14 protein-coding genes are annotated in these 12,658 nt (G+C 47.3%); 6 read left to right on the top strand and 8 right to left on the bottom strand.

Annotation, left to right across the window (positions count from 1 at the left end; genetic code table 11):
• Nucleotides 1-209: 209 nt before the first annotated feature.
• The 4 genes from WH43_RS01805 to WH43_RS01790 all read left to right on the top strand — a co-directional run bounded on the left by WH43_RS01805 (nt 210) and on the right by WH43_RS01790 (nt 2,645).
• On the top strand, nt 210-1,067 hold the full coding sequence (locus WH43_RS01805; protein WP_053422957.1) for a PA4780 family RIO1-like protein kinase: 858 nt from the start codon (nt 210-212) through the stop codon (nt 1,065-1,067).
• A gap of 3 nt (nt 1,068-1,070) precedes the next feature.
• Entirely contained in the window at nt 1,071-1,616 is a 546-nt protein-coding gene (locus WH43_RS01800) for a hydrolase (RefSeq protein WP_053422956.1), read from the top strand.
• Between the two features lie 15 nt (nt 1,617-1,631).
• Nucleotides 1,632-2,000, top strand: coding sequence for a YbaN family protein (locus WH43_RS01795; RefSeq protein ID WP_053422955.1), 369 nt, complete (start codon nt 1,632-1,634; stop codon nt 1,998-2,000).
• A gap of 90 nt (nt 2,001-2,090) precedes the next feature.
• The gene (locus WH43_RS01790; RefSeq protein WP_053422954.1) at nt 2,091-2,645 is read left to right on the top strand and encodes a DUF7010 family protein; all 555 of its coding nucleotides are present in this window, start codon (nt 2,091-2,093) and stop codon (nt 2,643-2,645) included.
• A 36-nt stretch (nt 2,646-2,681) separates the two neighbouring features.
• Here WH43_RS01790 and WH43_RS01785 read toward each other — a convergent pair whose 3' ends face one another.
• Genes WH43_RS01785 through WH43_RS01765 form a run of 5 tightly spaced genes read right to left on the bottom strand, consistent with a single transcriptional unit; the run spans nt 2,682 to nt 7,036 of the window.
• Nucleotides 2,682-3,146: a DUF4920 domain-containing protein gene (locus tag WH43_RS01785; protein WP_053422953.1), complete on the bottom strand. Its 465-nt coding sequence runs from the start codon at nt 3,144-3,146 to the stop codon at nt 2,682-2,684.
• A 57-nt stretch (nt 3,147-3,203) separates the two neighbouring features.
• On the bottom strand, nt 3,204-4,103 hold the full coding sequence (locus tag WH43_RS01780) for an alpha/beta hydrolase (RefSeq protein WP_053422952.1): 900 nt from the start codon (nt 4,101-4,103) through the stop codon (nt 3,204-3,206).
• A 12-nt stretch (nt 4,104-4,115) separates the two neighbouring features.
• Nucleotides 4,116-5,243, bottom strand: coding sequence for a serine hydrolase domain-containing protein (locus WH43_RS01775; RefSeq protein WP_053422951.1), 1,128 nt, complete (start codon nt 5,241-5,243; stop codon nt 4,116-4,118).
• Nucleotides 5,244-5,253: 10 nt separating this feature from the next.
• Nucleotides 5,254-6,636 (bottom strand): M23/M56 family metallopeptidase, encoded by a 1,383-nt coding sequence (locus WH43_RS01770; RefSeq protein ID WP_053422950.1) that lies wholly within the window; start codon nt 6,634-6,636, stop codon nt 5,254-5,256.
• A gap of 1 nt (nt 6,637) precedes the next feature.
• Nucleotides 6,638-7,036 carry a BlaI/MecI/CopY family transcriptional regulator gene (locus WH43_RS01765; protein ID WP_053422949.1) on the bottom strand — a complete coding sequence of 133 codons (399 nt, stop codon included), beginning with the start codon at nt 7,034-7,036 and terminating at the stop codon, nt 6,638-6,640.
• A gap of 388 nt (nt 7,037-7,424) precedes the next feature.
• On the opposite strand from WH43_RS01765, the gene WH43_RS01760 reads away from it, so the two are divergent.
• Entirely contained in the window at nt 7,425-7,922 is a 498-nt protein-coding gene (locus WH43_RS01760) for a DUF1993 family protein (protein WP_053422948.1), read from the top strand.
• 64 nt (nt 7,923-7,986) lie between these two features.
• On the opposite strand, the gene WH43_RS01755 is transcribed toward WH43_RS01760, so the two are convergent.
• Together WH43_RS01755 and WH43_RS01750 are read right to left on the bottom strand one after the other, a co-directional pair.
• Nucleotides 7,987-9,528, bottom strand: coding sequence for an alpha-N-arabinofuranosidase (locus WH43_RS01755; RefSeq protein WP_053422947.1), 1,542 nt, complete (start codon nt 9,526-9,528; stop codon nt 7,987-7,989).
• Nucleotides 9,529-9,799: 271 nt separating this feature from the next.
• The gene (locus WH43_RS01750) at nt 9,800-10,072 is read right to left on the bottom strand and encodes an HP1242/YdcH family protein (protein ID WP_286049391.1); all 273 of its coding nucleotides are present in this window, start codon (nt 10,070-10,072) and stop codon (nt 9,800-9,802) included.
• Between the two features lie 241 nt (nt 10,073-10,313).
• On the opposite strand from WH43_RS01750, the gene WH43_RS01745 reads away from it, so the two are divergent.
• The gene (locus WH43_RS01745) at nt 10,314-11,759 is read left to right on the top strand and encodes an amidohydrolase family protein (protein WP_053422946.1); all 1,446 of its coding nucleotides are present in this window, start codon (nt 10,314-10,316) and stop codon (nt 11,757-11,759) included.
• A 61-nt stretch (nt 11,760-11,820) separates the two neighbouring features.
• Here WH43_RS01745 and WH43_RS01740 read toward each other — a convergent pair whose 3' ends face one another.
• Entirely contained in the window at nt 11,821-12,597 is a 777-nt protein-coding gene (locus tag WH43_RS01740) for a hypothetical protein (RefSeq protein ID WP_053422945.1), read from the bottom strand.
• Between the last annotated feature and the right edge of the window lie 61 nt (nt 12,598-12,658).

The following is a 12,658-nucleotide window of genomic DNA, read 5'->3' as shown; positions in this document are numbered from 1 at the left end:
GTTCTTGAAGCCGCAGCTTTGTTGACGGCGTTCTCTCGCCCCAGTCGCATAGGCAGCTATGCTGCTGGGGGTTCGTTCGCTTGTCGTCGCGCTGCAACTCCAATTACTTTGGTGTGTTTAGAGTATTTTAAGCAGCGGCTCTTTCTTTGCCTTGATAAAAATCCTGATTTACTCTTTTACCCCTGCGTTAAACAAGGTATAAGTGCGCAATGAAAACTCCAAAACGCATTCAGCCGCTGATCGACGAAGGTCTGGTGGATGAAGTACTCAGGCCACTGATGAGTGGCAAAGAAGCCTCTGTCTACGTAGTTCGCTGCGGGGACCATATTCGCTGCGCCAAAGTTTATAAAGACGCCAGTCAGCGTAGTTTCAAAAAGGCAGTGCAGTATCAGGAAGGTCGAAAAGTACGCAGCTCCAGACGAGCCAGGGCTATGGAAAAAGGCTCAAGTTATGGCCGTGAGCAGGCAGAAGAAAGCTGGCAAAACGCTGAAGTAGACGCTTTGTATAAACTGGCCGATGCGGGAGTGCGGGTGCCGCAACCTTATGGCTGTTTTGATGGTATTTTGCTGATGGAACTGATTTTAGATGAGGACGGTGATGTAGCCCCTCGTCTGAATGATATTCAACTGACAGCAGAACAAGCCCGCCGTGACCACAAAACTATGATGCAGCATATTTTACGTATGTTGGCCGTAGGGTTAGTGCACGGCGACTTATCCGAATTTAACGTACTGCAGGACCCACAAGGCCCTGTCATTATCGACTTACCGCAAGCCGTCGACGCTGCTGCCAACAATAATGCGCAGTGGATGCTGGAGCGGGATGTCAATAACATCACCCAATATTATGCTCAGTTTGCGCCTGAACTTGCAGCTACCAAATATGCCAAAGAGATCTGGGCTTTATTTGAAGCCGGTAATTTAAATCCAAATACCGAACTGACAGGCGAATTTACCGAAGCAGAGCAAGCTGCTGATATCAATGCTGTGCTGGATGAGATCAATGCCGCTTTTGCTGAAATGCAGGAACGTAAAGAACGGCAACAGGCGGCTAATGAACAGGATTAGAGCATGTTAGTGAAGCAAAGTGAAAGCTTGGTTCTGCTGATTGATATGCAGGAAAAGCTGGCTCCGGCTATCGAGCAAGGCAAAGAGGTTGAACAAGCTGCTGCCTGGGTGCTACAAATTGCTGTGCAACTGGATGTGCCTGTGCTGGCAACGGAGCAGTATCCACAAGGTTTAGGTGTCACTTTGCCCGCTTTGGCCGAGTTAGTGCCTGAAGATTGTGTGATGGAGAAAATCCATTTCAGTGCTTTGCGTGAACCTCTGATCGCTGAACGTCTAAAGCTAAGCGGCAAAACGCAGCTGGTGATCATAGGTACTGAAACTCATGTTTGTGTATTGCAAACCGCGATGGATGCCTTAGCCGCCGGTTATCAGGTATTTATTGTCGAAGAAGCTGTAGGCTCCCGCACTGAACAAAACCGTCAACTGGCGTTATTGCGTTTACAGCAGGCTGGTGCGCAAATTATCAGTAAAGAAATGCTGGCCTTTGAGTGGCTGGATAAAGCCGGTACAGAGAGTTTCCGTACTATCAGCAAAGGCTGGATCCGCTAGAGCGGTGACGTTGAAATGTTAAAACTAATAACAGTGACTTTCTGGCGTTTATTGGCTTGTGTCAGCTTGTTGTTCGGTTTGATCGGTGTAGTGTTACCTGGTTTACCTACAGTGCCTTTTTTGCTGGTTTCGGCCTGGTCTGCCGGCAAAGGCTGGCCACGTTTAGAAATTTGGTTATTAGCTCATCCCAGCTTTGGTCCGCCGCTCAAGCGTTGGCGTGAACAGGGTGCTGTACCCCGTAAAGCCAAATATATGGCGACTGTGATGATGTCCTTGTCGATCGTTATGTTGCTGCTCTCTGCAGCACCCCTCTGGCTCAAACTTGTGCTGCCTGCTTTTCTTTGTGCTGTAGCCATTTGGTTATGGCGCCGTCCTGAAGCCTGATTGTTCCTTTTAAATCAACAATTTAAAAATTTGACAGTTGCAAAATTACGCTCTAATTTGTTTACATAATTTTAAACAAAGGAGTGTGTGATGGAATTCACTTTAAGTCAGTTGCGGCAAAGTTTTGAACAAAGAACCAACCGCTCTATGTCGATGCCGCTGGCGGGCACTGTATTCTGGTCTGTGGTGCTGGGGCTGAGTTTTGTTTTACCTTTTAACAGCGCTTTGCTGGTGATGTTATTTGGTTCAGGCTGTATTTTTCCGCTGGCGTTGTTATTTGCCAAATGGCGCAATGAAGACTTTTTTATGAAAGGTCATGCTTTGGGCAAGTTGATGCTGACGGGTGTGATTATGGCCAACTCACTTTGGGTTTTGCATATCATTCTGCTGTTTGTTCAGCCGAAACTGGTGCCTTACAGTCTGGCTCTGGCGTTAGCTATTCATTGGCCTCTATACGGCTGGATTATTCAACACAGTTTAGGTTTGCAGCATTTATTAATGCGTGCTTTTGGCCTTTTTGCCGCTTTTATGTGGCTACCACTGAATTCTATTGCGGCCGCAGCTTTAGTCACTGTGATTTGTTATCTGATCACCTTGATACAAATGCAGCGCCGTGTGGTGGACGCCGGAAGTCCTGCCTTGTAATTTGTGCAGGCGACCATAAAGGTCGCCGTTGCAATTTTAATCAGTAATTTCCACTGCAACAGGCACCAACTGATACAAAGTGATGGCTTCAGTCACGTTGGCTGGGTCAAAAGCTTCGCCTTGCTCTTCAGCTTTATGCGCCAGATACTCACGGGTCGATTCTAAATCCATTTCAATCGGATCCAGCTTACCGCTGGCATAAGCCGTTTTGCCCTTGGCGCTGACCGGAAACACCATATCGCCGTCCTTCACTTTGATACGAAAAGTGGGTTGATTGGCATCAGCGGCGAATTGCATCCAGCAACCTTTTTTCTGACAGACGGCTTCTACAGTGCCTTTAACCGTCACTTGCTGCTGCAGATAACTTTGTGGTTTTGCCAGAATATCAGCAACCTCGACCAGCTTAGTTTTATCGACAGTACCACCAAAACTAGTGGCTGAGGCGGTAAAGGCTGTTAAAGCCAAAGCAGTGCTCAGTAGTATGTGTTGAACTAACTTCATCGTGCTCTCCTGTGCTTATGATGCTGAGCATTATGCGCTGATGACTGCAGACTGTCATCAGCCCGGCGTATAAGGCCCATGGCCTGGCAAGAGTTTCACCAAAGCCCGGCTGATCATGGACGGGAATACCGAAAGGTGATCTTCGTCGGCAATCATCTGGCTTTGAATCTGTAAGCCAGGGTAATTACGGCTTTTCAGGGTTTTCTCAAACACCAGCATATCCTCCAGTATGCTGACTCTTTTGGCGTAACGCTCACCCTGTTTTATCTGTTCAAATTCAGCGGCATAGAGCTGAACTTTGGCGGTTAAATCTGTGTGTTTGGCGGCGTACTGCTGTTCCAGTTTGAACATAAATTTATCGTCAAACCATAAAGACGGACTGCTTAAAATGTAGGTATCAAAAGTATCAGGTTGGGTGAGCAGGATGTGGGCGCCTAATAGGCCACCGTACGAATGACCAACAAATAACTTACGTTTTGGGTCTACTTTGTAGTTGCTTAGTACAAAAGGAATAACTTGTTGCTGCAGATACTCTGCATACAAAGCCGCACCGCCATAGGCTTTGGCGGTTAAATTTTTACTGCGCTTTTTGCCCTTTGCCAGAATATCAGTAGGAGTGTAATCCAGGCTGCGACTGTCGGTTGGGTTATCTGCTTTGGCGTAGGACAAACCTACAATAACAAAGTCTTCAATATTTTGACCACCAGCGCCTAAGCGGTTACGGATACTGCGGATCAGCGGAAAAGCGTAATTCGCATCCGACACAAAAAGTACCGGCAACTTCCGGTCTGTTTTACCGTAAGAGGGCGGCAGTTCTACCCAGACTTCGTAATGACGGCCGGTGTTTTTGGCTGGTAACTGATGTACTTGTGTATTGGGTAATTCCCAGGCCGGAAATTGTTCTTCAGCCACCAGGTTCAGGCTGAATAAGGCCAGTAGTGTGATAAAAAACTTCATCATTTTTCCTTGTTAAGAACTTAACACCTGTTGCCAGAACCATTTGGCTAAATCGCCTGTGATATCCGCTTCTGCATTGGTCAGCAGTACTAAACCTATGTCCTGCTCTGGTGAATAAGCGATATAAGGCCGGAACCCGTCCACCACACCACCGTGATAAAACAGTTTGTGCTCATCGTATTGGATCATCCGCCAGCCGCGGCCATACCAATTCGATACCTGTTTGTACTGTTGCCAGACCGGCCAACGGGATTTGCCGCGTAATTTCACCATAGGCTGTTGCAACTGAGCTAAGGCATCAGCCGCAAAAACTCCGGGTTTATGTCCCAACATGGCTATCAGGTATTTGGCCATATCATTAGCGCTGGCATTGACACCTGCCGCCGGATTGACCCAATAAAAGTTCGGGTCAATTTTGACCGGACGCCAGCCTTTGCCACCCCTTTTATGCGGCATGGCTTTGTTTTCAGTGGCTAAAAAGGGTGCATAACCCACAGAGGCTGTACTCATCTGCAAAGGTTTAAAAATACGCTCTGGCAGTAATTCTTCGTAGCTTTGGCCTGTACCGCGGCTTAACACCTGATCCAATAACGCGAACACAATATTCTGATAGCTGTAGCAGGTGCCGGGTTTACAGCCCGGCGATAGCTGTTGAAATTTTGGCAGAATTTGTTCTGGTGTTTGTTTCGCTTCCAGCAGGTTTTCATAAGCATGGGGCATTAACCCTGTGCTTTGGCTAAGTACCTGATCGACTTTAATTTGTCTGGTAGCAGTGGCTGTTTTTAATTTAAATTCAGGCACATAGTTAATCAGTGGCAAATCTAAGTTCACTTTGCCCTGCTGTGCTGCCAGGACGCTAATGCCACCGGTAAAAGTTTTGGAGACTGAGGCGAGGCGAAATACGGTGTCTGCATCAATTTTTTCCGGCTTGCCCATAGCACGCACACCATAACTGCCAGTAGCAATAATCTGATTGCCCCGCACTACGGCATAAGCACCGCCTGGCACTTTGGCTTTATTCAGCTGCACTCTGAACTGCAAATCCAATCCTTGCAGCAGTTCGCTTTGTTGAATTTGCGCTGAGGCTGAGAGCGCGCAGAGCAACAGGCTGCATAAAGTGGTTTTTATCAATAATTTCATTCGCTTGCCTTTACAACTTTAAAAAAGGGGCTGGGTCTTGCTGTTTGCCGTCGATCAGCAATTCAAAATGTAAATGTGGCCCTGTCACCCGGCCCGTCGAACCCACTTTGCCTATAGGCTGGCCCGGCTCAACGGTCTGACCTGCTTCGACATAAAAACCATCCAGATGGGCATACAGGGTTTGATAGCCATGGCCATGGTCAATCAACACGGCTTTGCCATATCTGTCGTTCAGGCTTTTGGCGTCAGCTATCAGCACTTTGCCTTTTTGCGCTGCTTTGACCGTAGCGCCTCGTTTGGCACCAAAATCCAGCCCTTGGTGTGGGCGGTTTTTGCGAAACGGGTGTTTTTCACCATAAAAAGAGTTGATAGGCACTTTGCCAACAGGTAATTGCCATTCTTGCGGCGGCGAGCTGAAGCTAAGCTGAGCGCAACCCACATTCAGCAGCAAAGCCGTGCTGCATAACAGTGTTGTGGCGCGCCATTTTTGCCAGTACGACAACGCTGGCGTGGGCTGAAATAACTGCTGTAATCGTTGCTGATAAAAGCTTTGGCTGGCATTGCTTTGGATAAAACCCGGCATCAGAGCAGGCATTTGCTCTGCCTGACTTTGTTTCAGGCTGCAGAGCAAGGTTTGGCCATACAGCAGCGCCTGGTCTGGCTGCTGTTGCAGCACGGCTTTGTCCACCGCCAATTCCATACTGCGAATAAAAGCCTGTTCAATCCGCCGCAATACAGGGTTAAACCAGCATAAAGCCACCAGGATGCGTAGCAGCAATAGCTGTTGTGAGTCCCGTCTTTGCAGATGCACCAGTTCATGTTCGATCAATAACTGACGCTGCTGTTCTGACATCGCTGATATGTAAGAGGGCAAGATTAAAACCATGCGGCTCCAGCCAGCCACAAAAGGCGAAATAGCGGCCTGAGTCAAACGAATTTCAAACTCTGCTGGTACAAGCTGGAGTTGGGTATTATTCAGCAGCAATGCCTTGTCTAAGGGCTGTGATTGCTGGATCAACCGCTGTACCTGCTGCCATTGTTTCACCACACGCCACAGCGATAGCAGGCTAATGATGGCAATCAAGCCCAAGGTCAGACGCCAGTAAAAAGCTGTATCAGTGGGCGGCTCCGTTAACGACGGATGCAGCGGCTGCGCTGTTAATGCCTGCACTGAGGTGACAGTATCAAGCAGCAACACCGAAGGTACAGTCCAGTACTGATACAGCTGTGGCATAGGCAATAAAGGTAAAAAACTCAACGCCAGTAAACACCAATACAAAGCAGGCCACTGCTGCAAGGCGCTGAATTTATTCAGCAAAAACCGACTGAAAACCCAAAGTAGGCCTGACCAAAGACTACAAAGCAGCAAGGATAACAGCAAGTGTTCAGCCATCTTAAGCCTCCCCGATGTTGATTGGCTTCTTTTGCTGCTGCGCTAAATCAGCCAGTAGCTTTTCCAAATCAGCCATTTCATCGGCGTTCACCAGTTTGCTGTTGGCAAACATGGCCACAGGCAAAGGACCATTCAATTCAAACACCCGGCGGGCAAAATCCTGCGCAAAAGCCGCTAGCGTTGGCATTTTGTCCAACAGCGCTTTGTAGCTGTTTTTATTGCCCAAAGTTTCGCAAGCGACAAAACCTTTTTCGCCCATCCGCTCCAGAGTTTTACGGGTAGAGGAATAACCCCAGCCCAACACAGGCTCTAGCTCGTCATGCAACTCACGCGCAGTAAGAGGTTGTTTTAACCACAATAATTTCAGAATTTCCAGCTCAGGAGCGGTAGGTTGGTGCATAAAATTGAGTCTGTGATTTCACTATGCTTTTAGAGTGCGACAAATGTCACATTAAGGTCAAGCAAAATCTGCGACATTTGTCGCGGCGGTGAGGTGTTTGTTTGGGATTGTGCGAGGGACGACCTATCTGGCTTCGGAAAGAGTGAATCCAAATTCCGTTACCGCCAAGGCCGAATCAGGTCGATAGTATCGACATATCAAGCAAACATGTTAAAAAAAACGGATTTTTTCGACACGTCTTTGAGTTATGTCGATTCGATAAACATGAGCTGGCTGTAATAAACTGATTTTGGCGTTATGCTGCTGGTGTTGGCATGACACCAGACATAGCAGCGGGTGACCATCAAGGTTACCCCTACAATTTTTAGCATTGAGAAAGGACAACTCTATGTTACCCAATGTGCTTTTTATTCATCCTTTGCGCCAGATGGCGATGCTGTTACAAAAGATTCAGCGGCATGATGCTGCTTTACTGGAGTCAGCTTTAACAGCTGAACAATTTCCGTTATGGCAACAGGCGCAAACTGCCATAGGCTTTTCGTTACGTGCTTGTTGTCCGTTGTGTGATCAGGTAAAACCAGAGTTTGGTCAACCCAAACCAGGCTGGGCTGATTTGGAGCAGCAAATCCATGCAACCATTGGCTTCTTGCAGTCGCTAAAAGCTGAGAGTTTTGCAGGTTGGCAACAAAAACGTATTGAAACTACGGCTGGTTTTGCACAACTGGAACTGACAGGGGAGCAGTTTTTGTATCTCTATGCTTTGCCGAATTTTTACTTTCACTACGGCATGGTGTACGCCATAGCCCGGGCGCAGCAAGTGCCTTTAACTAAAGGTGATTTTGATGGCTGGCATCAGTATCCGGAAGGTTTTTCTTTTCTGCGTTAGCTCTGGCATAGAAAAAAAGGGCAAATTGACTTGCCCTTTTCAGTGCTGTGAGTGACCCGTCAGCTTATTGCACTTTGACTACCAGTATAGATTTAGCTGGTAACTCAAGGCTGATCTTGCCGTTTTTACCTTTGGCGCTGAAGGCTGTTGGCTTGATGGCTTCTGGCTTGGCGAAGGTATTGTGGGTATCCATCGCATCAGCAGTCAGTAACTGGCCTGAGACGCTGTTGATCTGAATACCATCCAGATTGATCTGCGTTGTTTCGGCTTTATTTGGGTTAGCATTCACCAGCGCCAGATAGACAGAGCCATCTTTAGCTTTGGCTGCTGTGGCGCTGACTGCAGGTATAGCAAACTCACCCAGTTTATATTGCGGCACATTGCTTAGCTTCAGTGGTAAGGCGGTGGCATCCTGAAATGGCACATACATTTTAAAAGCATGATAGGTAGGAGTCAGGATCATTTTTTCCTTATCCGTCAGTATCATGGCCTGTAATACGTTCACCATCTGCGCAATATTGGTCATATGCACCCGGTCGGCATGCTTATGGAAAATATTGAAGTTCAGTGCCGCCACTATGGCGTCTCTTAAGCTGTTTTGTTGATACAAAAAGCCCGGGTTCTCGCCTTTTTCCACGTCGAACCAGGTACCCCATTCATCGACATAAAAGCCGACTTTTTTCTCAGGATCATGTTTATCCATCACCTTTTTGTTATTGGTGATAAAACCGTCCATGGCCAGAGTGCGCTGCATGGTGCTGATCCACTCGCTTTCCGGGAATTGCAGCGCCGCGCCTTTCACATCCCATTGGCCTGTTGGCAGGGTGTAGTAGTGGAAACTTACAGCGTCCATTTTTTGTTTGATATTGGCGGTCATATAGTCAGCCCAGGAGGTGTCTTCACTGTGGCTGCCGCTGGCTATCCATTTTGGCGTATTGTTGGCCGGAGTTTTCAGGAAGGTGGTGTAATGCTTATACAAATTGGTGTAGTACTCCACCGACATGTTACCGCCGCACCCCCAGGCTTCGTTGCCTACAGCAAAATAATGCACTTTAAATGGCTTATCGCGGCCATTTTTGCGGCGTAATTCAGCCAAAGTGGATTTGCCTTCGGCCGTCATATATTCCAGCCACTCGGCCATCTCCTGTGGTGTGCCTGTCCCCAGGTTGCCATTGACGTAAGCTTCGGCGCCCAGTAACTCCACCAGATCAAAAAACTCATGGGTGCCGACCGCATTATCTTCTTCTACGCCGCCCCAGTTGGTATTTACTTTCACTGGTCTTTTATCGCGTGGACCTATGCCATCACGCCAGTGGTATTCGTCGGCAAAACAACCGCCCGGCCAGCGGATCAAAGGTACATGTAAGTCTTTTAACGCGGCCAATACGTCGTTTCGAAAACCTTTGGTATTGGCGATTTTAGAATCCGGGCCTACCCAAAGGCCTTCATAAATGCCACGGCCTAAATGTTCGGCAAACTGACCGTAGATATTTTTATTGATCACAGCGCCTTTGGCACTGCTATCAAGCTGAATTTGTGTGGCAGCCAGAGCTGTAGCGCTCAGGCTAAAACCAAGGGCCAGCAATAGTGGTTTTATAACTCGCATCGAGTTCTCCCATTCATAGGTGAAGAGTTTGATTTGTGCTGTCGGTTGGGTGGTGCGGGTTTTTTATACATCCTATTGTAGGACAAAACAACCCTTATGCGCATTGAGAGAAAAAAGATGAAGTGATGCTGTGAAAAAACATAACGAGGTTTTTACCTCAGACTACTGTGAGTGCATCACAGACTTAGGTTGATTCGTTATGTAAAGAGTGGGCGAATAGTGGTGACGCAGAATAAAGAGCGGGCCATAGAGGCCCGCCTTATAAATGTGATTACACCGCAGCTTCGGCGGCTTTTATCATCATGTATAAGTCATCTTTTAAGTGCAGGCGTTGCACTTTCTGCTGTTCCAGATAGTCGTCACTGCATACCTCCGCACCTTGCTCAATGCGATGTATTTCGTGATCAATTTCGTGGTAGCGGTTAAACAGCACCGCAAAGTGGTTGTTGTGCTGCTTTAAATGATGGATCTGTTCTTTGTATTCCGGAAATTCGGCATGTAAATCGTGTTTATCTGGCATAGTTTTTCCCCGTTGGTTTTTCATACGCTGTACCGGTAAAACATGCTCCGGTGTAGACAATACAGCGTTATGCTGCTTTGTTACCGTTGTGCTGTCTGTGTGCTGATTTTCATAGTACGCCTTTGCATGGTGCTGTCTTTGATCCAGCACAAGCGGATAGCAGATTAGGATAAGACCAGTGTCGTGATTGTCGCGTTTGACGAGCTGGTCTTAACTGGCTGTAGTACTGCACTATAAAGTCATCATTATTTGTTGTGAGTTTGTGATGAAATTAATCCGTCTTTCTCTGATTGCCACAGCCGCTCTGGCGTTATTCAGCTGTACCCCTAAAGCTACGGCTCCTTTACTGGTGCTGCATAATATTCAATGGGTGGATGTCACCACAGGTCAGTTGGTGCAGGATCAACTGCTGGTGATCCAACAAGATCGTATTCAGGCGATTTTGCCTGAAGCAAAGCTGACTGATTACCCACAAGCACAGCAACTGGATGGCGGTGGCCGCTATTTAATTCCGGGTTTATGGGATATGCATGTACATTTTGAAGGCCGCGATTTAGTGGAAGACAACAAGCTGTTGTTGCCTGTGTATCTGGCTTACGGTATTACCGGCGTGCGTGAAGCGGCCAGCAATCTGGCACCTGTGGTGCTGAACTGGCGTGATCAGGTGAACCAGCAAAAGTTACTTGGGCCTAAAATATTTACTGCTGGTCAGAAGTTTGAAGGCATGAACTCCTTATGGGATGGCGACTTAGAAATTGGCAGTGAAGCCGACATGCTCGCAGGTATGGATAAGTTGCAGCAGATGCAGGTCGACTTTATCAAGATCACTGAAAATACCCTGCAACCTGACTTGTATCTCGCGACTATTAAAGAAGCAAAAAAACGCGGCCTGTTAGTGTCCAGCCATGTGCCTTATGGCACCAGTATTGAGCAATTGGCCGAAGCGGGTTTGTCCAGTATTGAACATGCTTCTTATCTGCTGCGCTTGGGATTTACTGACGAAGCTGCTGTGGCCGCGCAAGTGCGGGCCGGAACCCTGACTAATCAACAGGCTGCAGATCACTACAAAACAGGTTTTGATCAGCAGCAGGCGCTGCAAGGTTACCGCATGTTAAAACAGCTGAATGTGGCTGTGACCCCTACTTTAATTGGTGGTCGACAACTGGCGCATTTGCATGACACCGACCATAGCCATGATGAATTTTTAAAGTACCTGACCAAAGATTTTACTTCGAACTATCAATGGCGTATCGATCGTATGGCCAATGAAACAGCAGAGCAGCAGCAACAGCGTAAAGACAAAGAACAATTGATTGCCAACCAACTGCCTTATCTGCAACAGGCCGGAATAACCTTGTTAGCAGGCAGCGACTCGGCGGCGCTGAATACTTATGTCTATCCGGCTCAGGCCTTACACGACGAACTGGAACTGTTTCAGCAGGCAGGTTTAACTCCGGCGCAAATTTTACAAACGGCCACCATCAATGGTGCGCGGTTTATGCATCAGGACAAAGACTACGGCAGCATAGCTGTCGGGAAAAAAGCTGATTTAGTGTTATTGAATCAAAACCCGCTGCTGGATATTAAAGCCAGCCGCAGTATTGATACCTTGCTGTATCAGGGCAAAGTCTATAACCGTGCAACTTTGGATCAACTGTTACATCAAGCCGAACAACGTAAGCTGGAGCTGGAGCAAAAAACCGGTTCATGATCGGTTGCCGGGATATAGAGGCCGGAGTTATCCGGTCTCATTTCAGTGTTCCATCAGCAGGCTATTGAGTCGCATTTTTATACTCAAGCTGCAGTTTTTCCAGCTCGCCTTTTAGCAATTCCGTATTGCTGTTGGGGCTTTTTAACTGTTGCTCAACAAATTTGATCTGCTCTTTAATGTCGGACTGAGTAGGTTTTCGGTTTTCCAGCGCTTTGGTTATTTCTACCATGCCGACCATAAAGGAGCATTGTTGGTGGTAATAATCTATGTCGTACAGCATTTGGTATGCGCTGTAGCTGCTTTGCGTGGTCGCTACCAGACCATTGTAAATCTGCTTTTTGACTTCACTTCTTTTTAGCTCAATAGAGCGCAGTATGGTGGTTGCCAAAGCGTTGGCATAAATTTGCTCATTAACTAAAGAGCGGCTGGAGTTTGATAAGGCTGCACCTGCGGATAATGCCGCTTTGGCACTTTCGCCACCCACTACAGTTCCCAATCCGGCCAGTACATTGGTGACTGTGCCTGTACTGATATTCCAGGTATTGGCATTAGAAATAATCAGTGACTTGTGCCGCTCACAACTTTCATCAGACAAGCTCAACAGTTCAAACGCCAAAGCTTCTTTCTTTTCTTTGGTGTTTGCTGCCGCCAAAACCTGCTGAAAACTCTGAGTATTGATTTCGGCATAAGCCTCACCCGTATCAGGGTTAAATTTGATGTAAGGTTTGAGGGTGCCTACAGGTTTTAACACTGGATCAACCCGATAATTTGCCGCTATCTGGCTACAACCGCTGAGGAGTAACAGAGTACTGAAAGCAATTAAAGAATAATGATTCATGCTGCGGTTCCTTTATCTGTTTTTTTGACAGTTGCTGTCGATAGTAAAGATCAAATCAATG

Origin of the sequence: Rheinheimera sp. KL1, assembly GCF_001275035.1 — a bacterium.
Lineage (GTDB): Bacteria > Pseudomonadota > Gammaproteobacteria > Enterobacterales > Alteromonadaceae > Pararheinheimera > Pararheinheimera tangshanensis.
This window is presented reverse-complemented; position numbering and strand designations above follow the sequence as displayed.

Excerpts from the sequence above, each read along its gene's own strand:
- WH43_RS01805 (WP_053422957.1), top strand. The coding sequence starts at position 210 with ATGAAAACTCCAAAACGCATTCAGCCGCTGATCGACGAAGGTCTGGTG.
- WH43_RS01800 (WP_053422956.1), top strand. The coding sequence starts at position 1,071 with ATGTTAGTGAAGCAAAGTGAAAGCTTGGTTCTGCTGATTGATATGCAG.
- WH43_RS01795 (WP_053422955.1), top strand. The coding sequence starts at position 1,632 with ATGTTAAAACTAATAACAGTGACTTTCTGGCGTTTATTGGCTTGTGTC.
- WH43_RS01790 (WP_053422954.1), top strand. The coding sequence starts at position 2,091 with ATGGAATTCACTTTAAGTCAGTTGCGGCAAAGTTTTGAACAAAGAACC.
- WH43_RS01785 (WP_053422953.1), bottom strand. The coding sequence starts at position 3,146 with ATGAAGTTAGTTCAACACATACTACTGAGCACTGCTTTGGCTTTAACA.
- WH43_RS01780 (WP_053422952.1), bottom strand. The coding sequence starts at position 4,103 with ATGAAGTTTTTTATCACACTACTGGCCTTATTCAGCCTGAACCTGGTG.
- WH43_RS01775 (WP_053422951.1), bottom strand. The coding sequence starts at position 5,243 with ATGAAATTATTGATAAAAACCACTTTATGCAGCCTGTTGCTCTGCGCG.
- WH43_RS01770 (WP_053422950.1), bottom strand. The coding sequence starts at position 6,636 with ATGGCTGAACACTTGCTGTTATCCTTGCTGCTTTGTAGTCTTTGGTCA.
- WH43_RS01765 (WP_053422949.1), bottom strand. The coding sequence starts at position 7,036 with ATGCACCAACCTACCGCTCCTGAGCTGGAAATTCTGAAATTATTGTGG.
- WH43_RS01760 (WP_053422948.1), top strand. The coding sequence starts at position 7,425 with ATGTTACCCAATGTGCTTTTTATTCATCCTTTGCGCCAGATGGCGATG.
- WH43_RS01755 (WP_053422947.1), bottom strand. The coding sequence starts at position 9,528 with ATGCGAGTTATAAAACCACTATTGCTGGCCCTTGGTTTTAGCCTGAGC.
- WH43_RS01750 (WP_286049391.1), bottom strand. The coding sequence starts at position 10,072 with ATGAAAAACCAACGGGGAAAAACTATGCCAGATAAACACGATTTACAT.
- WH43_RS01745 (WP_053422946.1), top strand. The coding sequence starts at position 10,314 with ATGAAATTAATCCGTCTTTCTCTGATTGCCACAGCCGCTCTGGCGTTA.
- WH43_RS01740 (WP_053422945.1), bottom strand. The coding sequence starts at position 12,597 with ATGAATCATTATTCTTTAATTGCTTTCAGTACTCTGTTACTCCTCAGC.